The 21,777-nt window shown below is 53.0% G+C and carries 12 protein-coding genes; 11 read left to right on the plus strand and 1 reads right to left on the minus strand.

The features are described from left to right. Window positions 1–61: 61 nt before the first annotated feature. On the plus strand, window positions 62–2,095 hold the full coding sequence (locus IE099_RS03695) for an ATP-dependent DNA helicase (RefSeq protein ID WP_189567460.1): 2,034 nt from the start codon (window positions 62–64) through the stop codon (window positions 2,093–2,095). A 9-nt stretch (window positions 2,096–2,104) separates the two neighbouring features. Here the strand turns inward: IE099_RS03695 and IE099_RS03700 are convergent, their stop codons facing one another. Continuing rightward, window positions 2,105–2,797 (minus strand): type I 3-dehydroquinate dehydratase, encoded by a 693-nt coding sequence (locus tag IE099_RS03700; protein WP_189567462.1) that lies wholly within the window; start codon window positions 2,795–2,797, stop codon window positions 2,105–2,107. A gap of 156 nt (window positions 2,798–2,953) precedes the next feature. Here IE099_RS03700 and IE099_RS03705 point away from each other — a divergent pair, with 156 nt between their 5' ends. From IE099_RS03705 to gyrA, 10 genes are all read left to right on the plus strand, one after another. Beyond that, window positions 2,954–3,568, plus strand: a complete 615-nt coding sequence (locus IE099_RS03705; protein WP_189567464.1) for an Amuc_1102 family pilus-like protein — start codon at window positions 2,954–2,956, stop codon at window positions 3,566–3,568. 86 nt (window positions 3,569–3,654) lie between these two features. Beyond that, complete coding sequence (gene mul2B, locus IE099_RS03710; protein ID WP_189567466.1) at window positions 3,655–5,529, plus strand: Amuc_1101 family PilM-like pilus complex protein; 1,875 nt, start codon at window positions 3,655–3,657, stop codon at window positions 5,527–5,529. A gap of 18 nt (window positions 5,530–5,547) precedes the next feature. Then, window positions 5,548–6,546: an Amuc_1100 family pilus-like protein gene (locus IE099_RS03715; protein WP_189567467.1), complete on the plus strand. Its 999-nt coding sequence runs from the start codon at window positions 5,548–5,550 to the stop codon at window positions 6,544–6,546. Between the two features lie 15 nt (window positions 6,547–6,561). After that, on the plus strand, window positions 6,562–7,587 hold the full coding sequence (locus IE099_RS03720; protein ID WP_189567468.1) for an Amuc_1099 family pilus-like system protein: 1,026 nt from the start codon (window positions 6,562–6,564) through the stop codon (window positions 7,585–7,587). A 72-nt stretch (window positions 7,588–7,659) separates the two neighbouring features. Continuing rightward, window positions 7,660–10,239, plus strand: a complete 2,580-nt coding sequence (locus IE099_RS03725; RefSeq protein WP_189567469.1) for an Amuc_1098 family type IV pilus outer membrane protein — start codon at window positions 7,660–7,662, stop codon at window positions 10,237–10,239. A gap of 95 nt (window positions 10,240–10,334) precedes the next feature. Beyond that, window positions 10,335–12,230, plus strand: a complete 1,896-nt coding sequence (rho, locus tag IE099_RS03730) for a transcription termination factor Rho (protein WP_189567470.1) — start codon at window positions 10,335–10,337, stop codon at window positions 12,228–12,230. A 181-nt stretch (window positions 12,231–12,411) separates the two neighbouring features. After that, window positions 12,412–14,769 carry a hypothetical protein gene (locus tag IE099_RS03735; RefSeq protein WP_189567471.1) on the plus strand — a complete coding sequence of 786 codons (2,358 nt, stop codon included), beginning with the start codon at window positions 12,412–12,414 and terminating at the stop codon, window positions 14,767–14,769. Between the two features lie 9 nt (window positions 14,770–14,778). Further along, window positions 14,779–15,828 carry a ribonuclease D gene (locus IE099_RS03740; RefSeq protein WP_189567472.1) on the plus strand — a complete coding sequence of 350 codons (1,050 nt, stop codon included), beginning with the start codon at window positions 14,779–14,781 and terminating at the stop codon, window positions 15,826–15,828. A gap of 640 nt (window positions 15,829–16,468) precedes the next feature. After that, a complete protein-coding gene (gyrB, locus tag IE099_RS03745) occupies window positions 16,469–19,048 on the plus strand; it encodes a DNA topoisomerase (ATP-hydrolyzing) subunit B (RefSeq protein WP_189567473.1) in 2,580 nt (859 codons plus the stop codon). 35 nt (window positions 19,049–19,083) lie between these two features. Then, window positions 19,084–21,702: a DNA gyrase subunit A gene (gene gyrA, locus IE099_RS03750; protein WP_189567474.1), complete on the plus strand. Its 2,619-nt coding sequence runs from the start codon at window positions 19,084–19,086 to the stop codon at window positions 21,700–21,702. The last annotated feature ends 75 nt before the right edge of the window (window positions 21,703–21,777 follow it).

Raw genomic sequence — 21,777 nt, forward strand, 5'->3', positions numbered from 1 at the left:
AGCGGTCTTTGGTGCCACGTTTGTCTGACCGTGATGGTTGCGGGTTGGCTGTCGGGCGGCTATGTCTCGCGAAGTGATATCGGTATCGGAGAGCGGGGGCGCCCCCCATTGGTTGACGGCGGAGATGGAAAACGCCTTCTCGGCAAATGGTCCCTTGTCGGCGTCCGATGATTTCGAATACCGACCCCAGCAGCAGGAAATGGCGGTGGCTGTGGCCGAGGCCCTCGGGCGGGACAGCTGCTTGGCAGTGGAGGCCGGCACCGGGGTGGGCAAGAGCCTGGCCTATCTTCTGCCGGCGGTTCGCTTCGCCATTGAGGAAGGGCGCAAGGCCATCATCTCGACCCACACCATCAACTTGCAGGAGCAGTTGGTGCGCAAGGATTTGCCATTGGTGAAAAATCTTGTGCCTGGTGACTGGGATGCGGTGCTTTTGAAGGGGCGGGCCAACTACCTTTGCCCCATGCGGCTGCGGAGGGCCTGGGAGCAACAGGGCGACCTCTTTGGCCAAGACGAAACCTCCGAATTGAAGCGAATCTGGGATTGGGCCGAGGGAACGCAGGAAGGGACTTTGAGCGATCTGGATTTCCAGCCATCACCCAAGGTCTGGGCGCAGGTTTGTAGCGAGTCCCAAATTTGCACCCAACGATTTTGCGGGGTGAAGGGGAACTGCTTTTTTCAAAAAGCTTGGAAGCGGGCGGGAGAAGCCCGGGTGCTGGTGGTGAACCACACGCTCTTTTTTGCGCTCGCGGATTTGGATGGTCTTGTGGAGCCTGGTGGCGAGGATGGGGGCTATCTTTTTCCCCGTGACTTTGTGGTCTTTGACGAGGCGCATACCCTGGAGAATGTGGCTGCGAGCCAACTGGGGATTCGTTTGGCGGAAGGAGGCATGCGCTTTGACCTGCAGAGGCTCTACAACCCGCGTTCGCGAAAAGGAATACTCCGGGCAATGAACGATTCGACTGCGATCCGGGGTGTCGAGCGGGTTTTCGAGGAGATGTCCGAGTTTTTTCAGCTGGTGGGGCATGTGGTGGACTTCAAGGGCGAGTCCCGCGAAAGTCGGGTGCGGCATCCGGATTTGGTGCCCAATACCTTGGCCGAGCCGTTGCGCGATTTGTGGACTCGGCTGGAGGAGATGGCTGAGGGAATGGAGAAAGAAAGCTCCAGTCGCGGCGAGCTTCTCGACGGTGTCAGACGTCTGCGCGAAGCCCACGGAGCCCTGAGGGTCTTCCTCGAGCAGGAAGATGAGGGAAGTGTCTATTGGGTCGAGCGGGGAGGGGCGAATCGCGATGCGATCACCCTGCGGTCTGCACCTATCGAGGTCGCCGAGCGATTGCGAGATAGTCTTTTCGGACGGGGAAAACCCGTGATTCTCACCAGCGCCACTCTGGGAACGGGTGATCGTGATTTGGGATATTTTCGAGAACGATTGGGGGCGGAGGACGCTCGACCGGTTCGGATTGGCAGTCCCTTCGATTATCGCAAGCAAATGCGGGTCTTTGTGGCAAAGGGGATGCCCGAGCCGTCGGACCCGAAATTCGCCGATGAGCTCCCCAAGTGGATCGAGCACTTTATTCGACAAACGGACGGCAAGGCCTTCGTGCTGTTTACCAGCTATGGACTGTTGCGAAAGACGGCAGAAGCCATGCGCCCGTTTTTCAAGCGTGAGGGGCTCAAGTTGCTGGTGCAAGGTGAAGGGATGCCGCGCCACCATATGGTCAGCGAATTCCGGAAGGATATTCACAGCGTGCTCTTCGGAACAGACTCATTCTGGACTGGAGTGGATGTTCCCGGGGAGGCGCTTAGCAACGTCATCCTGACCCGATTGCCATTTGCGGTGCCGGATCATCCGGTGGTGGCTTCGCGAATCGAGGCGATCGAGTCATCGGGAGGAAATCCCTTCATGGACTATTCCGTGCCGGAAGCGGTCGTGAAGCTGCGCCAGGGGGTGGGTCGTTTGATTCGCTCCGCAAAGGATCAAGGCATTGTTGCGATTTTGGACAACCGCGTCGTAACCAAACGCTATGGTCGAATCTTCATGGAGGCCCTTCCCTCGGAGGCTCAAGTCGAATATTTGGGCGAGCTTCCGGGCAAATAGAAGCTGCTATCAGTTTTTCACTGCGATCGCGGGGGTGTTGGCAATCACTTCCTTGAGCAAACGGGCTGGCCACTGTCCGGGCGCGGTGGGCTCATCTCCGAGAAAGCCGTAGTTCAGCAGGGAGCCGTGTTGTGCCGCCAGAATCCGGGAGATTGGTCCGTAGGCTCCCATCCCCATCAGCGAAAAAGGAACTTCGCCCAAGCCCGCGACAAGTGACTCGAAGAGGGTTAAGTCCACCGGATCACGCAGAGTGACGGCGGCCTTCGCGACATCCGCTCCGGCCGATTGGGCAAGCGAAAGCCTTTCAAGCGTTGCCACGTGGTCGAATCCCACGAAGTCGTGGGAGGATAGCACAACCTTGGTGCCATTGGCGCGAGCCTCGCCTAAGAAGTCGGAATAGGCCTCCGCTTGGGCAACCTCCACGTCAACGGCCGCCGCATAGGGCAAGAGAATTTGGAGAAGCTCCAATCGTTTCTCGAAGGCCAACTGGTTGGCTCCTCCTTCTTCGGGAGTGCGCGCTGTGATGAGAAGCGGAATTTGACCGTGATGACGCTGGGCGAAATCAATGACAGCTTGGCCCGAACCGAGGGCGTCCAGCCGCAATTCCACGAGGTCGGCGCTTTCGGTTCCAAAGTTTCCAGCCAGCGCTTTCGCATCTGTAATGGCACCAACTGTGAGCGGATGAGAGGAAAAACTAAGCACGGGAAAGACCATTTAACGAAGTGGGGAGGAAAGCGAGTGCAACTTTCTGAATGGACCATGTCATTACGAAGAAAATCAAAAAATTTTTGCAAGATTTCTGCTCGCCAAGCGACGATAGGAGCGCCTAGTTTCTTAGAAACTCCCATTGGTCTTTTTATGCAAACAAGCACACTGAAAAAATCCGTTAGCCTGCTTTTGGGGCTCTGTTTCTTCGCTACGAGCGCCCTCGCGCAACGAGTCGAAGTCACCGCTGATAAGCCTGAGTTCGACGACTTGCAGTCGCCTGAACTTGGGGGAAATACTGGTAAGAAAAAGTGGGATCCCAAGGACTGGTTGGAAGTGGAAGTGAAGTTGAAATTGCAAGCGAAGCCAGAGCCCAAGGATGGTTTCGTGGACAATCTCCAGATTCGCTGGTTCGTCGCCGTTGAGGATCCCGTTGGAAAAGGTTATTTTCTCCTCGAGAAAGACGTGACTTACGTGAATATTCCGGTTGATGAAGAAGTTTTCGCCTCGGTCTATCTTGCTCCTTCCACGATCAAGCGTCTCACTGGTGGGGATCGCGCAGGCAAGCAAGCTGTCTGGGGAGTTGCTGGCGAAGTGACATACAACGGCACCAAGGTCGCGGAGTTCAGTTCCAAGCCTACCAAAGAGTGGTGGAAGTCCACCAAGCTTGCCCGCACTGACAAATTTCCTCTCATGAGCAAAGGCGACACTCCCTTCAAGTTCCTCTGGTGGGACCGCTACTTGCAAGAGCAGGAGGGGCGTCGATAGGGCTTCCTTGTCCCAGACGACTCGCTTCATAATTTCTCTGGCCCCGGTTTTCGGGGCCCAAATCCAAGACCTTAGAACACACACCTATGGCTGACTCCCAGTCGACTATCGCACTCAATATTGGCTCGCAGCGCATTTCGATGGCTGTTTTCTCCCCTAAAAAAGGGGGAGGATTGACTCTTAAAAAATATCAGGAAATCGACATTCTCGCGGATCCCGCTGCTGAATCGATGCGCAACGCAGAAGTGCGTGGTGCCATCGCCCAGTTGGCGAAGTCCCTGAAGACTGGCAAGGACAAGATCCGGGCCAGTGTTCCCGGGCATTCCGTAATCACCAAGTTTGTCAAACTTCCACCCATCGACAGCGACGATTTGTCCGAGCTGGTAACGATGGAAGCTCAGCAGCAAATTCCTTTTCCATTGGATGAAGGCGCTTGGGATTGGGCCGCAGTCGAAAGCGGGGGGATTGAGAAGGAGGTGATTCTGGTCGCTATCCGTCAGGAAGTTCTCGATGACATCAGCGAGTCGGTCTCCGGCGCGGGTCTGAGCCTCAAGGAGGTCGATTCCGCACCGACAGCTCTCTACAACGCTTTTCGTTTCAACTATCCGGATGTCAATGAGCCCGTGCTTCTGGTTGATATCGGAGCCAAGTCCACGGAGCTGATTTATATTGAAGGCAAGAAGCTCTTCATCCAAGGGGTGAACTCACCAGGAACAACTGGTGCTAGCCTGACCACTGCGATTTCAAAAGAGTTTGGAGTCACTTTCGCAGAGGCAGAGGCCCACAAGGTTGGCTCTGGAGTCGTAAGTCTTGGCAGCACCGAGGGCATGGACGAAGCGACCGCCGCTTTGGCGTCCTTTATCCGCAATGCCGTGAACCGTCTTCCCGGTGAGATTTCCCGCCGGACGAATTTCTACCGCTCGCAGCAAGGTGGCAATGCGCCAACCAAGGTCTATCTCGCGGGTGGGGGAGCGAATCTGGGTTATCTGGTCGACTTCCTACAGGAGAAGCTCTCTCTGCCAGTCGAGCCATTCAATCCTCTCCGCAGGGTTGGGGTCGCTGACGAGTCTTTGGCTGCCAAAGCTCACCAGCTTGGTGAATTGGTTGGGTTGGGCGTCGAAGGGGCAGGCAAAGCCGAGCTCCACATCGACCTTGTGCCCACTTCGGTTGGTGCCGAGCGGGCCAGTGCCCGTCGGAAGCCTTGGCTCTTGGCTGCTTCTGGAATCGTTCTCGCTGGTCTCGGTGCTTGGGCAGGAACCAAGTTCGTAGCCGCCGGCAAGGCCGAGGAAAGATTGGCTCAAATCACCGAGAGGGAGAGCGAATTGGCTCCTTATGCCGATATTTTGACCAAGTGGAATGACTCGGTGGAGGTCATCAGTAGTGTCGGCGCGGAGTATGCCGGATACCAGGAGGCTCGCACGGAATGGATTGGAATCTTGAACGAGATTCGCGATTATTTCGCAAGCGAGACCGTCTGGATTACCGAGCTCCGTCCCTACGTGAACTACAATCCCGGTTCTCCGGATTCCGGCAAATCTTACGCTAAAGGAGGCTTTGATCGCTTGGCCTTTGGTGAAACCTTTGTCGACGCAAAAAGCCGCGAGGGCAAGGACGTCGTCGGCGAGCCTGCTGTAAACGCCATTCGTATCGATGGGTTCTGGCGTTCCGGCGTTGATGGGAAAGATCATCGCGCTGTGACTGAGATTCTTGAGAACATCAAGAAAGGCGTCGCGGCAGCTGAGAAGGCAGCGGAAGACAATGGCACCGAGCCGGACACCTACTTTTCACTAACGAAGGAGGACTATGATTCAGGTGACATTTTGTCTCTCTCTGACGCGGAAATTTTAACGAACAACAACACTACCCTTGCAGAGGCTACTTACGGTGCGCCTTTCACCATGATTCTTCCGCTAAGGGAGCCAATCAGCTTTGCCGAGGTCACCGAGGGTAAGAAACTCTAAAGAATTTAAGGGAATAGAATGAAAGAAAACGGATTTGCAATTGGATTGCTAGTGGGGACCCTCGTCATCGGAGGTGGCTTGGTTGCCCTCGGAATGGGTCAGAGTAAGAAGTATGCTGAACTGCAAGGGGAGTACACTTCGATTAAGGCTAATGTGGAGCAAATGGCTCGCGTGACGCCTTTTCCAACTGAGGAGAATCGCGATGAGCGCAAGACTGAGGTTGTCGCCTTTTTGGGTAAAGTGGAAGGGCTTCAGAAGGCCATGCAGGGCTTCCGGCCCGAGAATCTCGAAAAAATCTCGCCCTCAGAGCTTCAGAACCGCTTGGTGACCAAGACCGAGGCCGTCAAGGCTCTCTTCGATGAGAAGGAAATTGACTACCCGGAAAAGTTTGCCTTCGGCATGGAGTCTTATCTCGACTCTTTGGCGAATCCAGAAGCGACCGCCAAGTTGAATTACCAGCTTGAAGCGACCGAGTGGCTCTTTAAGAAGCTGGCGGAATTTGAAAAGGTTTACGACGTTCAGAACATTGTGCGCGAACCTCTCCCGTCCGAGTCAGGCCAGGATTGGACTCTCATTTATGATGAGCTTCGTGAGCCCGTCCCGTTGGCGCAAAGCATGCCGATGGAGCTGGTGTTCTACGCGGATGAAGCCGCAGCGAACGAGTTCATCTCTTCATTGGTTTCATCCAAGGAATATTTCTTCACAATCGATATGGTTCGGATTGGGAATGCCAAAACTACCCCTCCAACCCGTGCTGATGCCGGATTGGAAGAGTATGAGGAAGACGAGGAGGAAGATGCGGGAGGCGGCTTCGGCGGCTTCGGCAACTTCAACTTTGACGAAGAGCCTGCGGAAGGAGATGCCGCAGAGGAAGAGGAAGTGGAGCCCGAAGAGGCTTCCGTCGTGGACGAGGGAATCGTGTTGGGTCAAATCGCAGGTGAAGAAGGTCTCTTCGTCGGTCTGCAATTGCGTCTCCTGCTTTTCTCCGAGGAATTTAAGCTTCCAGAATTCAACTAGAACTCCCTTTAGACAATGAAAGATAAATACGAAAAAGTTCTCTTAGGTGTCGCAGCCCTGATTGCGGTCGCAATGATTGTTCTGGGAGTGATGAAGCTCGGAGCAGTTGAGGAAGATTTTCCTGAAGCGGCTGAAAATCCACGTGATGCGGATGCCATCGCAGCCGAAGAGGTCGTCGCGGATGCCGCCAGCGCCTTATCCAAGCCGCCGATTCTCGCCAAGGTGAGCACGCCAAAAGGGCGCGAAGTGAAGTCCTTCACTCCAGTAAACCTCTTTGTGCGCAAAGGTGCGCCCATGAATGAGACGGTTGATCCCGAGGCTCCGGGCGAAAAACCAGTTCACCCGCCAATTCCTAACAGCTGGTGGCTGAAGTATGGAATGGGTAAGGAAATGGGTTATGGCAATGCGCCACAACGTGACTTCGATGGTGATGGCTTTTCCAACCTTGAGGAATACAAGGCGAAGACCGAACCTAACAATAAGAACAGCTTCCCATCCCTCTTTGCCAAGTTGAAGGTGGCGAGCATCGAGAAGGAGCAATGGTATCTTCGTTTCTCCAACTTCGGTGGCGGTGCGTTGAGTTTCCGGATTGAAGGAATTCAAGGCGGAAAAAAGGTGGAAAACCGGATGCGTGGCGGGCTCGCCGTTCCTCCTGGAACTGAATTCTTCGAAGAAGGACCTTACCAGAAACGCTTCAAGTTCGTTGAACTGAAGACTGAAGAGAAAAACGGAATTCCAAAGGACATCGCGATGGTCGAAGACCTGAAGCCGGGCAAAGAAGGAAAGATGTATAGTATTCCTTCTGGTAGCCACAAGACTTTCCAGAATGATTACACTGGGCGTCTTTACCTCGATACTCCCGATACCAAGGATAACGTTTTTCCGGTCGAAGAGGGGATGTCTTTCTCTCTCCCGTTTGACCCGGATGCCGCAGAAAAGCCGTATACCCTGAAAGAGATCAGCGGCGACGGAACCACGGCACATTTACTTTGGCTGGACAATGGCGAGACGAAAGAGCTCGAATTGAAGGTTGAAAACTAGAAAACTTCGTATCTTCAAAAAATAGACTTCACAAACCCCCTCGTTTTGAGGGACTCTATCACACACCAAATCATGCAGCACACCACAACGCGCTTTCACGCAGGATTACTGGCGCTCGCCTTTGCAGCGACGCCTCTCACTTACAGCCCGGGCCAAAGCCTGTTGGCTGAGGAGAGACTCCGCCGGGAAGCAGCGACAGAACAAGCCGTTGACCTTCTGATGCAAGGTCGTAAGTCCTATGCTTCCAAAGATTACGAAGAGGCGGTTCGCCTTTATAAGGAAGCTCTCAATGTTCTTCCCATCGGTCCAAAGACTGAAGTGAAGCGCAACGAAATTATCGCTCACCTCGGTGACGGCAGTGTTGCTCTTGCGCAACAGTATCGTCGGACTGGTAAGTATGATGAGGCCAAAGGACTTCTCAATGATGTCTTGGTTGCTGATCCCGATCGCTTCCAGGCTGAAAAGTCTCTCGAGTATTTTGATGATCCTATCCGGGTGAATCCATCTTTGACTCACGAGCACTCACAGAATGTCGACGAGGTTCGTCGTCTCCTCTATCAGGGTGAAGGTTTTTACAATCTTGCTGACTATGATAAGGCTGAAATGAAGTTCCATGCCGTTCTTCGTATCGACCCTTACAACAAAGCTGCTCGCCGTTGGTTGGAGCGTTGTGCCGCAATCAAGTCTGACTACTACCGCGCTGCTTACGACCACACTCGGGCTCAGCTTCTCATGGAAGTAGACAAAGCCTGGGAATTGACCGTTCCTTCTATCGCGGAGCAAGGGCAATTCATCGGAGGTGGAGGCCAAATCAACAACGGTCGCTCTCTGAACATCACAAACAAGCTTCAGAACATCATCATCCCGCGGGTTGACTTCGCAGATACCCCGCTTGATGAGGCCATGGAGTATTTGACTCAGAAGTCAATCGAGCTCGATACCGACCCGGATCCTACTCGCAAGGGGATTAACTTCGTGATCGAAAAGGGCACTGTTTCCGGAAGCGGAGGTGGAGTGGACGAGTCTCTTGATGGAGGCGGTCTCCTTCTAGGTGACGACCCATCCTCGAAGACTATCGACGTTCTTCGTCTACGCAACGTGCCTTTGGCGACTGCCTTGGAATACGTGTGTAACAAGACTGGTCTTCGTTACCGTGTTGATGAATACGCGGTTACTCTTTTGCCAATCGGCTCCTCCGGAAGCGCTGACCTCGTGACTCGCACGTGGACTGTTCCTCCGACTTTCAAAACTGACCTTTCTGATGGTGATTCCGGCGGTGGCGGTGATTCCAGCGATCCATTTGCCAGCGACGAAGGTCTTGGTGGTGCTGGCCTCTCAGTGAGAAAGACAGTGAAGGAGTTGCTCAGCGACAGTGGTGTTGATTTCCCCGACGGAACCAGCGCCCGCTACATCTCCAGTTCTTCCAGTTTGATTGTGAAGAACACTGTTTCCAACTTGGACCTCGTTGACCAGATTGTTGAAAACCTGCTGAAGGAAACTCCCAAGCAGATTCGCATCATGACCAAGTTTGTGGAAGTTGCTCAGGAGAATACTGACGAGCTCGGATTCGACTGGTTGGTAAGTCCTTTCGGAGTTTCCAGTGAGTTCTTTGCTGGTGGTGGAACTACTAGTAATGGTGCAGCTCGCACAGGCGGTGACTTTGTAGGAACTGTTGGAGCATTCACTCTACCAAACGTTCCTGCCGACACCAGCGCGGCCTTGACTGGCGGCACTGTAACAAGCGGTCTCCGTTCCGGTGATTATGCCGTATCCAAGAACAGCATCGATTCTGTTCTTAATAATCCCGACCGCACAGCCCAGAGCAACGCGGTTGCTCCCGGCATCCTTTCTCTCACAGGCCTCTTCACAGATGGTCAAGTGCAGATGATTATGCGCGGATTGGCTCAGAAAAAAGGAACTGATATTATGACCGCTCCTAGCGTTCTGGCTCGTTCCGGTGAAACTGCGACTATCGAAATTATTCGCGAGTTTATCTATCCAACTGAATACGAACCACCAGAACTTCCTAACCAAGTTGGTGCTACTGGTGGTATCGGTGGCGGAACAGGAAGCGGAATCTTCCCCGTAACTCCTTCGACTCCGACTGCTTTCGAGACCCGTAACACCGGTGTTACTCTCGAGATTCAGCCTACCATTGGTGCGAATGACTACGTGATTGACCTTCGCTTCGCTCCCGAGATTGTGGAGTTTGAGGGATTCATCAACTACGGCAGCCCCATCACTTCGCCTGCTTCGGATGCCTTCGGTAACCCAACAAACGTGACGATTACCGAAAACCGCATCGAGATGCCGGTCTTCGCAAGTCGCCGGGTCAACACTGGTCTGACTATCTATGACGGCCACACTGTGGCAGTTGGTGGTCTGATGCGTGAAGACGTCCAACGCGTCGAGGATAAGGTGCCAATTTTCGGTGACCTTCCTTGGATTGGCCGTCTCTTCCAGAGCAACTCTGAGAACCACATCAAGAGCAACTTGATTATCTTCGTGACCGCGCAGATTATCGACGCTACTGGTCGTCCAATCAATGGTGGCAACACCGGACTCGGTGACCCAGGTGCAGGTGTATCAGACTTCGCAGCACCCGCTGGTATGGACGGAATGGTTCTTCCTTCCATCACTGATGAGAAGTAAGAGTCTCACTCTTAAGTTCTAGAATTTTACCAAGTCTGATGGTTTCGGCCATCAGGCTTTCTTTTTCCGACCGATCTCTTTTTCACACAATCGTAATGATATCTCTCGTTCTGACCGGTGGCGTCGCCAGCGGCAAATCAACTTTGGCAGGTCTTCTTTCCGAAAGGATCGAGAATATGTTGCTTTTTGATAGCGATGCCGAAGTTGCCGAGCTCCTCAGTGAATCTTCTGTTCTGAAGGAGGTTAAAGAGGCTCTGGGCTCCGACTGCTTTGACGGGGATCAGTTGAACAAAGGTGAAGTTCGGAAGCTCATTTTTTCCGACTCGGAGGCTCGTAAACGTTTGGAGGAAATTCTTCATCCCAAAGTGCGCGAGCGTCTCGGTGAGATGGCTCGTAAAGGTCAGCGTGAAGGGGTCGACGTTCTTTTGGCTGATATTCCTCTCTACTTTGAAACCGGCTGGAAGTGGGATAATCGGGGAGTGATCGTCACCGCCTGTCCACGGGATGTGCAGAAAGAAAGATTGGTAGAGCGCCCGGGTCTGGATGAAGAGGTCGCGGAAGCGATTCTCGCTACCCAATTGCCTTGGGAGGACAAGCTGGCTGCTGCCGACCAAGTCTTCTGGACTTCAGGTCGCGCTGATTTTCTCTCCGAACAAGTCGAGGTTTTCGTTACCAAGATGAAGGGGCGAATCGAGCATGATCGGGAGAAGAGGGGACCGGTATGTGATATCGAATTACCCGCTATCGCAGACTTGAATGAACTCAGAACTCGTCCTTTGGCAGATCTCTTGAAGCTGGCTTCCGATTTATCGATTCGTAATACCGGAGCCGAGAAGGGGAAGTTGGTATTCGATATCTTTTGTAAGCTGGGGAACTTCGGATGTGATTTGCAGGCCCTGGGGGTACTGGAGAAAGCAAAGGATAGCTTCGCGATGCTTCGGGATCCCGGTCGTAGCTTTAAGCCTGGACCAGACGATGTTTATTTAGGTGCTCACCTCGTCAAAGAGCACGGATTGGGCGACGGAAATATGGTGAAAGTCCGAGTTCGTCCTCCACGGGGTCGGGATAATTACCTTTCTGTGAGTGAGGTGTTGGAAATCGAAAGGCAGCCAGCACATCTGTTTGATCCGGGTGACGATTTTGAGAATCTCACTTCGGAATTTCCCGAGGAGCGCTTTCATCTCGAAACCAAGGATGAAAAGGACATGGCAGTTCGACTGGTTGACCTTGTCGCACCGCTTGGCAAGGGGCAACGAGGTTTGATTGTGGCGCCGCCACGCGGAGGGAAGACTGTGCTACTCAAGCAGATCGCTCGTTCTTTGCAGAGCAACCATCCCGAGGTTGAATTAATTATCCTGCTATTGGATGAGCGACCTGAAGAAGTTAGCGACTTCGAGGATACCGTTGATGCTCAGGTTTATAGCTCAACTTTTGACGAGACCTCGAAGCGGCATGCTCAGGTCTCGGATCTGGTTTTGGCTCGGGCTCGACGCCTTGTCGAAAATGGCAAGGATGTTGTCATTCTTCTCGATAGTTTGACTCGTTTGGCCAGGGGATACAATAATGCGGCTAGCGGTGGACCAATTGGTTCGGGAGGAGTGAATCCAGCAGCATTGGCAAAAGCCCGCAAGTTCTTCGGAGCGGCTCGCAATGTCGTCGATGGCGGGAGTTTGACGATTCTTGCGACCTGCCTGGTTGAGACTGACAGTCGGATGGACGACGTTATTTTTGAAGAATTGAAGGGGACGGGAAATATGGAAATTCGACTCGATCGAGATCTTGCCGAACGACGTGTTTTCCCTGCAATTCATATTCAGCAGAGCGGAACTCGTAATGATGACCGCCTTTATCACAAGGAAGAATTGCCTCGGGTCATTGACTTGCGCCGCCAGCTGGCCTCCATGCCGGTTGGGGAAGCAGTCGAGACACTCATGAAGCAATTGAAGGGAACCGTGTCTAACGCGGAGTTTTTATTGAAGGGCCTCCGTTAGGAGGTTCCTGTAGGCTGGGGGAGGTTGTTAATGTGCTCTTTACGAGTGGGTTGGCTGACTTTTTCTCCAGGATTTGACAACACACGCCACACCACAAAAGTTGAAAAGTTATCTAAAAAATTGTCCCGATAGGGGAGAATCGTCTTGCAGCATGAATTCAAACGGGCGACATTTCCCTCGTATGCGAAACTTTGCCCGTTCTGCTTGTGCACTTATCTTGGTCGGACTTTCGGTCCCGTCTTCAGCTACGCCATCCATTGCAGTCGCGAATGACCGGATTTACCGTGCAACATCGGGCACCTCGTTCACCTACGAAGGTGGTCAATTGCTCTTCTTCATCTATGACGGCAATGCCCTCTCTAACACGGAGTGTCCAAGTCTCGCCGCTGGTGTTGGTTTGCTTCCTTATTTTCCTGGCGACCTTCCTTGTCCTGCTGGACACAATGCCTTTGTAACCCGCCGGTTTGGGGACCGCGATCGGGATGTGAGTAATTCCTGGCACCGCTTGGGTTCAGTCGATGAGGCATCACGGATCCCGGCCCGAGTCCCGGAATACATCCGGCTCGTTGCCGCTCCGATCACTGACCTTCCCCGTCCTTCGAATGAATTCAAGGACCGCTCAACTTTGGTTTTGCACGACCTTCAGTCGGCCACCTTCCGCGAGAAGGATGCGACCCGCTACGAAATGACCCGTGAGTATCTGGTCAGCGATGCGGATGCCAACGGTGACGGTATTCTGACTGATTTGGAGCGTGAACTTCATAAGCAGCAGGCAAAAGTTGAGGAGATTCGTCACTTGCGCGAAACAATCATCAACACTGGCAACACCAACGGCTACCTGTTCACTTACCCTATCCGGCCTTGGATCGAGTTGAACAAGGATTTGGATGTCAGCTATGCTCCCACCGACGAAATCGCAGTCAACCAGCTCCAGTTCATCGAGGCTTATCCCGGTATTTCAAACCGTGCGGGTATCACAAGCACTCGCAAGGGTTTTCGATTCACCAATTTGAATAATATGGGGACTGACTACGACGGTGATCCCGCTGTTCTCGTTGACTATCGTTCCCCTGGTTCAATTTCATGGTCTGGAAATGATTTTTCAAACCTGATCCAAGGGTTGGACCAAGCATTCTTGAAAGTTTTTGAGCGCCGATTCACTTCAGAAGGAACTCCGATTGCTTACAATGGAGTGGGCGAGATTGCTGTGACTGTTGTTGAGCCCGGGGACGCTCCAGGTGATCCAGCTGTTGCAACTGCGCTCGGGCATGGGCTTGAGGATGGAGAGGAAATTACTCTCTACCGAACCGGGTTCTCGGCTCTTGATGGACAGCGGTTTTTCGTGAATCTCCAATCTGACAAAGTCGGTTTTGATGCAGCCAACCAGTTCGAGCTCTTTATTGATGAGGGTCTCAACGAGCCGCTTGTCCTCGACATCATTCCTGACGGCACTTTGGGAGTTCTTAACCCGATGGTAGATGGAGCTCCAGATATCAGTGATATTGCAATCACTCCTGGGGATCCGGTGACCATTACCACCCTCTCTCCCCATGGCCTTGCAGACGGTGATTCTTTCACCATCGACGATTCTGGTCTGACTTCGTTCGAAGGACAGGCATTCTACGCTGGGAATACTACGGACACCACTTTGGAAGTGTTTACAGATGTGGACCTCACCGAGGCATTCGTCTACGCCGCGTTCCCGAATCCTGCGGCACTGTTTGATGCAGCGTTCCTTGGAAATGAGCAGAATGATTTCGAATGGCCCATCTGGCCATTCCCCTTCGTTGACCAGAACTTCGGCGGGCAGCTTCTTCTGCCGAGTGTGTTCGACAACGGCTATGAGTTCCCAAGTGTGGCATTCAGCCTGTTCTACGGGAGTGAGTTCGGCGCGCAGAATCTTGCGGCCTTGGCTGAGCCTCCTCGTAACGACTTGATTATGCGAATTCGTTACTCTCGCAGTGTTGCCACAGCTGACCTATCTGGCTCGCAAGCCCTGGTTCCTGGTGACTTGAGCCGCCGTGACTTCGAATTGGAGTTGGTCCTGGTTGATACAATTTCGGGTCTGACAAGCGCTCTCGGAACGCTTGGTGCCAAATCAGTAAAAGGTGCTAAGTCTGACGAGGCTGCCACTGAGTTTGGGGGTGACCTCGATGGTGATGGGCAGTCCGACTTGTTCGAATTCGCTTTTGATGCTTCTGCCGCAAATGAATTCCAGAATCCTCCTATTGCCGATGCCAACTCTCAGGTGTCAGCGCAAGTTACGGTTGAGATCGACCCTGAAACTTCCCTTTGCGAGCTTACAGTCAAGAAGCGTCCCGGCGTTCGCGAGTATATCCAATACTACTTCGAGGAAGTGGGGCTTGATGGTCAAGCAGCTTTGATTGACTTCAGCGACCCTGAAAATCCAAATACTGAATGGAAGGTCGTTAAAGATGACAACTTTGAATACAAGATTGTGAGCACCTCACCGGTTTCGGGATTCTCTTTATTCCGCGCCTGCGCTCGCGAAAATACATTCGGCGTTGTTACTCCTTAATACTCCACTGTGTCGGAAGAACTAGGAGTCGAACCAGTAGTTTGGGGTTACGACGAAGAACTCCTTCAAGCAGAATTGCTCGGCCTCGATCTTGAGGCCGACAGTCTGTTTCGGTTCAGTGAGAAGATTTGCCTGGTTCAAATTACGGACGGCAAACGAGGAGTTTTGGTTGACCCGCTGGAGCAAGATTTGAGCGAACTCGCTCAGCGTCTTCTCTCGCGTCCGCTATGGATGCATGGAGCCGATTACGATATGGCCCTCATGCGTCGCGATTGGGGAGGGGTTCCAGTCAAGGTTTGGGATACTCAAATTGGAGCGCGATTGCTCGGTTGTCGAAAGTTCGGCTACGCGAATTTGGTCGAAGAGTTCTTCGGGGTAGTTTTGTCCAAAGGTTCTCAGAAAGCCGATTGGGGGAAGCGGCCCTTGCCTGACAAGATGGCGCAGTACGCCCTCAATGATGTCAAATATCTCATCCCGATGGCACGCAAGATTGAGGCCGGGTTGAGGGAGTTGGGGCGCTTTGAGTGGTTCGAAGAGAGCTGCGATTGGGATCGCGAACGAGCGCTTGAGCGTTCAGATAACAAGGACAACGCATGGCGAATCAAAGGCTCTGGGAAATTCGATCGGAAGACTCTCGCTTTTTTAAAGGCGGTCTGGACGTGGCGAGAATCGGAAGCGGCCAAATGGGACCGTCCTAGCTTCATGGTTGCAGGGAATAAAGATCTCTTGGCTTGGAGTATTGCTGCGGCGAACGGAGAGCGGTTGGATTTAAACCGTTCGATGCGGCCGGATCGACGTCGCCGGTTGCTGGAAGGGGTAGAGGCTGCCAGATCGTTGAAGCCAGACGAATGGCCGGAGAAGGTTCGAGCTCCTCGTCGTGAAAGAGATCGCGAGCGCGAGAAGCTGGTAGATGCGTTTCTTGCCAAACGTGAGAAAAAGGGGGAAGAGCTTGGGATCGAGCCCTCGGTTCTGGGTTCCCGGGCAAGTTTCGAGGCATTTGCATCGGGGGATTCTTCCAAATTGATGAGGTGGCAGAAGTCGGTAATGGAGCTGGCTTGAACGCGACTTCCTCTTTTCAAAGTGACTTCGAGCTTTTACTTTTCGTGAATGGCTCGGAGAAAGAAAGGTTCGACTCTTCACTTTAGCTGCGACTCGTGTGGCACTCATTTGGGTTTCGATGATTCTCTGGCCGGCCTACAAGCGCCCTGCCCAAAGTGTGGCAGCTTGGTGAAGGCTCCAGAGCTGGAATCCCCTTCACTTTCGATTCCTTCTTCTGGTGTTACTCGGGGGATATCGGCCGAGGGTGGACTTCGCTCTGGCATGGGAAGAGGAGAGGCTGTCAGGGGGGCTTCGGGGCGGGGAAAACGAAGGGGAGGGCGGGTCTACCCCGCCAATGGTCCTATGCCGATCGAGGATGAAAAGGCGAACATGGGCGCTTTGATTCGGATCCTCGTTGCTACTTTTCTAGTGGTTATAGTGGTGGTTCTTGTGGTTTGGTATCTCCGTAACGAATAGGCATCAGGGCATTCGCGTAGCTTTTCAAATCTTCTTTGTGGGATGCTATTTCCGAAGGCATCGGGATGGCGAATAATCGCGATGAAATTGGGGATTTGTGGGGTGAAAAAAACTCTGTTTTTTGACGCAAATATAAGGAAACAGCCTTGTGTGAACCTTTTCAATTTCAGACTCTTTCTTCTATATGGCGCAAGGCGAGGAAAGCGAAAAACCAGTGGAGTCAAATCCATCGGAGGAGGCAAGCACGGGAGTCGGTGCAGAGCAGGAGTATGGAGCTTCTCAAATCGATAAACTCGAGGGTCTGGAAGCGGTCCGGAAAAGACCCGGAATGTATATCGGCGACCCTGACGTTCGTGGACTTCACCACTGTGTATTCGAGGTATTGGACAACTCGATTGATGAGCACTTGGCTGGCTACTGTAAGAAGGTTTCGGTTTCCATCAATGCGGATGGTTCGGTCTCGATCGGGGATGACGGCCGGGGCATCCCGGTTGATATGCACCCAAAGTTCAACATGCCTGCAGTGGAGCTGGTGCTGACCAGCCTTCACGCGGGTGGTAAGTTTGGGCAAGGTGCCTACAAGTATTCAGGAGGTCTCCACGGGGTCGGCGCGAAGTGCGTCAATGCGCTTTCCGATTGGTTTCGTGCAGAAGTCCATCGTGATGAAAAAATCTATGCCATCGAGTTCGAGCGTGGCAAGACAACCAAGCCTCTGGAAGTGATTGGAAAGGTCGGACCGAAGGTTACCGGCACCACCATTACGTTCTTTCCTGATGCAACCATCTTCGTCGATACCATCGTTTTCGAGTTTGACCGTCTTGCAACTCGTCTCCGTGAGCTGGCTTTCTTGAATCCCGGGCTGACAATTGAGCTTGAGGATGAGCGCCCCGATTCTGCAGAGAAGGCCACCTTCTACTATGCGAAGGGAATCGAAGAGTTCGTCACTCAGTTGGGCGAGAACAAAACTCTCATTCACGACAGTCCTGTTGTTCTCCGCGGCAAGCGTGACGTCGAGGTTGATTATGATGGGAAGGTCACCAAAGACGATGTCTTTGTGGATGTGGTATTCCAATACAACGACAGCTACAACGAACAGATTCTTTGTTTCGCCAACTCGATTCCCAATGCTGATGGCGGGACTCATTTGACTGGTTTCCGTGGCTCTCTGACCCGCGCCATTAATCAGTATTCCCGAGCTAACAAGCTGCTGAAGGAAAAGGATCCCAACCTGTCGGGTGAGGATGTCAGAGAAGGAATCGTTTGCGTGATTTCGGTTAAAATGCCCAACCCACGATTCAGTTCCCAGACGAAGGACAAGTTGGTCAATGCTGAGATCGAAGGGGTGGTGAATTCGGTGGTCTACGAGGGAATGCAGGCATACTTCGAAGAAAACCCCAACCTCGCCAAGCAAATCATCGACAAGGCTGTCAATGCCGCTCGCGCACGGGAAGCCGCTCGCAAGGCGCGTGAGACCGTAAGAAAGTCGGTGATGTCAGGGGGCGGACTTCCCGGTAAGCTCGCTGACTGTTCAGAACGAGATCCGAAGAAGAGTGAAATCTATATTGTGGAGGGTGATTCCGCCGGGGGATCCGCCAAGTCCGGGCGCAATCGGGTGAATCAAGCGATCCTTCCTCTGCGAGGCAAGGTGATCAATGTTGAAAAGGCTCGTCTTCACCGTGCTTTGCAGAACCGGGAGATCCAAGCCATGATTACTGCGATTGGCGCTGGAATCGGTGATGGTGATCAAGAAGGAGCCTTCGATATTGAAAAGGTTCGCTATCACAAGGTCATTATCATGACGGATGCTGATATCGATGGTGCGCACATTAAGACCCTTCTACTGACTTTCTTCTGTCGCCATATGCCTGATTTGGTGAAGGCCGGTTATCTCTATATCGCCCAGCCGCCGCTCTACAAGGTCACCCGCAAAAAGCGTGAGGAGTATGTTGCGGATGATGCCGCGCTAAACAACATCCTGATCCGTCTCGGTTCCGAAGATGTGGTGATTCGGAAGTATGGCACTGACAAGACGCTTGAAACAGATTTGCTGAAGGAAGTGTTGGCGCATCTCGCAAACTTACGACGCTATGTGTCTATCGTTGAGGGACACGGTGGAAATTTCCGGACTCTTCTTTCCAAGCGTGAAGGGAGCAAGCTTCCTCAGTTTTTGGTTCGGGTTCGTACCGGAAATGAAGAGGAAGTCCTCTACTTTGCCGATGAGCGTCAGTTGCAAGCCTATGCGGAAGAGAATCGTGATCTCCGTCTCTTTGGCGAAGAGCTGAGCGACGAGGAGGATAAAGTTTATAAGGAGAAATACTCTGGAGCGATGCGACGGGCTGTGAAGAAAGAGCTTCATGAGGTTCATGCGATTGACCGTCTCCTGGCCCGTATCAACGAGCTCGGAATCGATACCGATGTCTTTTTCTCAGACGATACTCCCATCTACGAGGTAGTGGACGGGGTTGGCGAGGATCAGGAAGTTACTCCGCTTTTCAACCTTTTCGAAATGCTGACGAGAGTGTTGGAGGTTGGACGCAAGGGGATGCGTATCCAACGATTCAAGGGTTTGGGAGAAATGAACGCGAAGGAATTGTTTTCCACCACAATGGATCCTGAAAAGAGGGTGCTACTACAGGTTCGTCTCGATGAAGACAATGCCTTGGAGGCAGATAAGATGTTCGATGTCCTGATGGGCGATGTCGTGGAGCCTCGCAAACGATTTATTGAGGACAATGCGCTCAACGTGCGTAACCTCGATGTTTAATTCAAAATTTTTACTACTAGATTTCCCGTAATTCAATGGCTTCTGATGAAATTAAGAGTGTAAACGTGGCTGACGAGATGTCGGGCGCGTTCCTCGACTACTCGATGTCCGTGATCATCTCGCGTGCGCTACCTGACGCGCGCGACGGTCTCAAACCTTCCCAGCGCCGCGTGCTTTACGCGATGCACCATGACCTTTCGCTCACTCCGGCCAAGCAACACCTGAAGTGTGCCCGTATCGTTGGTGAAACGATGGGTAAATATCACCCGCATGGAGATAGCTCGATTTACTCGACTTTGGTGAATATGGCTCAGCCATGGACGCTCAAGGAGATCTTGGTTGATGGGCAAGGTAACTTTGGCTCGGTGGAGGGCGATGCTGCTGCGGCCATGCGATATACCGAGGCCCGCATGACTCATATGGGGTCGGCCATGATGATCGACCTTGAGAAGGAGACGGTCGATATGACCGACACTTACGATGAACGCGCGCTCGAGCCTACTGTGCTTCCGGCATCGATCCCCAACCTGCTCGTGAACGGGGGAACCGGGATTGCCGTCGGGATGGCTACCAACATTCCGCCCCATAACATGGGTGAGGTGATTGACGGGGTCTGTGCTCGAATCGACAATCCAACCATCACTCTTGATGAGATGAAACTGATCATCAAGGGACCCGATTTCCCGATGAAGTGCCAAATCCGAGGCACCAAGGGGATTGATAGTTACTTTGCCACCGGGCGGGGAAGTATCAAGATGCGCGGGGAAATCGAGATCGATGAGAAGGATTCCGGCGCTTCCATTCTAACCATCACCCAGGTTCCCTTCAACGTGAACCGGGCGACTTTGCAGCAGCGAATCGCCGAATTGGTGAGAGAGAAGATTCTAACGGATATCTCCGGAATGCGGGATCTATCAGACGATCAGACACGCATTGAAATTTCTCTCAAGCGGGACGCCCGTCCCCAGGTGGTTGCCAATCAGATTTTCAAGCTGACCGCGATGGAGACCTCCTTTGGGGTCAATATGTTGGCAATTCATGAGCGTCGTCCCAAGCAAATGGGTCTTCTGGATGCATTGGATGCCTTTATTGAGCATCGCCGCGAAGTGATCATTCGCCGCACCCGTTACCTCCTGCGCAAGGCCGAAGAGCGGGCGGAGACATTGGAGGCTTTCCTCTTGGCGCTGGGCCATCTTGACGACTTTATCCGTATTATCCGCGGTTCCAAGAACCGGGATGAGGCACGAGTGAAGCTGAAGGCTTACGAGTTCTCGACAGCTACAGCAGAGCAGTTGGGGATTTTGATTCGTTCCCAGCCATCAATTCAAGGCGACCGTTATGTTTTCACTGATCGCCAGGTCAATTCCATCCTGGAGCTCCGTCTTTATCAGTTGACTGCGATGGAGCAGGATAAGGTCAAGGGGGATTACGATGCTGTTCTTGTGGAGATCAAAGATTTTCTCGATATCCTTGGTAGTGAGCAGCGCGTGCTCAATATCATCAAAGAAGAGCTTCTTGCGATTAAGGAGAAGTTTGCCACTCCGCGTCTTTGTGAAATTGTTCCTGACGATGGAGACATCGCGATCGAGGATTTGATTGCCAACGATGGGATGATCGTCTCGCTCAGTCACCGGGGTTATATCAAGCGCACTGCGGCGAGCGAATACCGTACGCAATCCCGCGGTGGTAAAGGAATGCGCGGAATGGAGACGCGTAGTGCCAACGACGACGAAGATGACTTTGTGGAAACTCTCTTTAGTGCGGGTGCCCACGATTACCTCATGTTCTTTACCAACACCGGGAGGGCCTATGTCGAACGGGTTTATGATATCCCGGAAGGTTCCCGTGCGTCGAAAGGCCGGAACATCAAAAACGTTCTGAACCTGCAGGCGGACGAAAAGATTGCCACCGTTCTCCGGGTGGAGCGCAAGCTGAACGAGAATGGCGAGGATCATACCTTCGACGAGGGGATGGGCTTCGTTTTCTTCGCTACGCGCACCGGCAAGGTGAAGAAGACCGCGCTCAATGATTTCCGCAATTTCCGCAAGGATGGAATCATCGCCATTAAGCTGGAGGAGGACAACGAGCTCATTGGCGTGCGTCTGACCAGTGGTAACGATGAAGTGGTGTTGGTTACGAACAACGGGCTCAGTCTCCGCTTCGATGAAACCCAATCCCGCAGCATGGGACGAACTGCGGCCGGGGTCGCGGGAATCAAGCCGGTGAAAGGTGACTTTGTCGTGGGGCTGGCTATCGTGGATAGCGAAGCGACTCTGTTGGTAGCCAGTGAGAACGGGCTTGGGAAGCGGACGACTTACGAGGAATACCGGAGCCAAACTCGGGGCGGTAAGGGCATCATTACGATGAAGGTGACCGAGAAGACCGGACCTGTGGTTGGCGCTCTGGCGGTGAAGCCTGAGGACGAGCTTATGCTGATGACCACTGGTGGCCTGAGTATTCGAATCAAAGTTGACCAAGTGCGCGAGACAGGAAGAAGTGCACAGGGCGTGAAGTTGCTGACCCTCAAAGAAGGGGAAAAGCTACAAGGAATCGCCCGAGTTGTTCCTGATGCGGATGGCTCGTCACAAGATGACGAGGAAGGCGAGGAGACCGCTTCATCCGAGGCAGCTCCTGAAGAAACTTCAGAAGAGTAGGTTCTTCACAAACACGTTTAATAGAACAGGCCCTCTACCTCTGTGAAAGCAGGGGAGAGGGCCTCTTGTTTTTTC

The sequence above is a fragment of the Roseibacillus persicicus genome (assembly GCF_014651675.1).
GTDB lineage: Bacteria > Verrucomicrobiota > Verrucomicrobiia > Verrucomicrobiales > Akkermansiaceae > Roseibacillus > Roseibacillus persicicus.

Bases quoted from the DNA above. Each gene is read 5' to 3' on its own strand.
- IE099_RS03695 (WP_189567460.1), top strand. From the start codon at position 62: ATGTCTCGCGAAGTGATATCGGTATCGGAGAGCGGGGGCGCCCCCCAT.
- IE099_RS03705 (WP_189567464.1), top strand. From the start codon at position 2,954: ATGCAAACAAGCACACTGAAAAAATCCGTTAGCCTGCTTTTGGGGCTC.
- mul2B (WP_189567466.1), top strand. From the start codon at position 3,655: ATGGCTGACTCCCAGTCGACTATCGCACTCAATATTGGCTCGCAGCGC.
- IE099_RS03715 (WP_189567467.1), top strand. From the start codon at position 5,548: ATGAAAGAAAACGGATTTGCAATTGGATTGCTAGTGGGGACCCTCGTC.
- IE099_RS03720 (WP_189567468.1), top strand. From the start codon at position 6,562: ATGAAAGATAAATACGAAAAAGTTCTCTTAGGTGTCGCAGCCCTGATT.
- IE099_RS03725 (WP_189567469.1), top strand. From the start codon at position 7,660: ATGCAGCACACCACAACGCGCTTTCACGCAGGATTACTGGCGCTCGCC.
- rho (WP_189567470.1), top strand. From the start codon at position 10,335: ATGATATCTCTCGTTCTGACCGGTGGCGTCGCCAGCGGCAAATCAACT.
- IE099_RS03735 (WP_189567471.1), top strand. From the start codon at position 12,412: ATGCGAAACTTTGCCCGTTCTGCTTGTGCACTTATCTTGGTCGGACTT.
- gyrB (WP_189567473.1), top strand. From the start codon at position 16,469: ATGGCGCAAGGCGAGGAAAGCGAAAAACCAGTGGAGTCAAATCCATCG.
- gyrA (WP_189567474.1), top strand. From the start codon at position 19,084: ATGGCTTCTGATGAAATTAAGAGTGTAAACGTGGCTGACGAGATGTCG.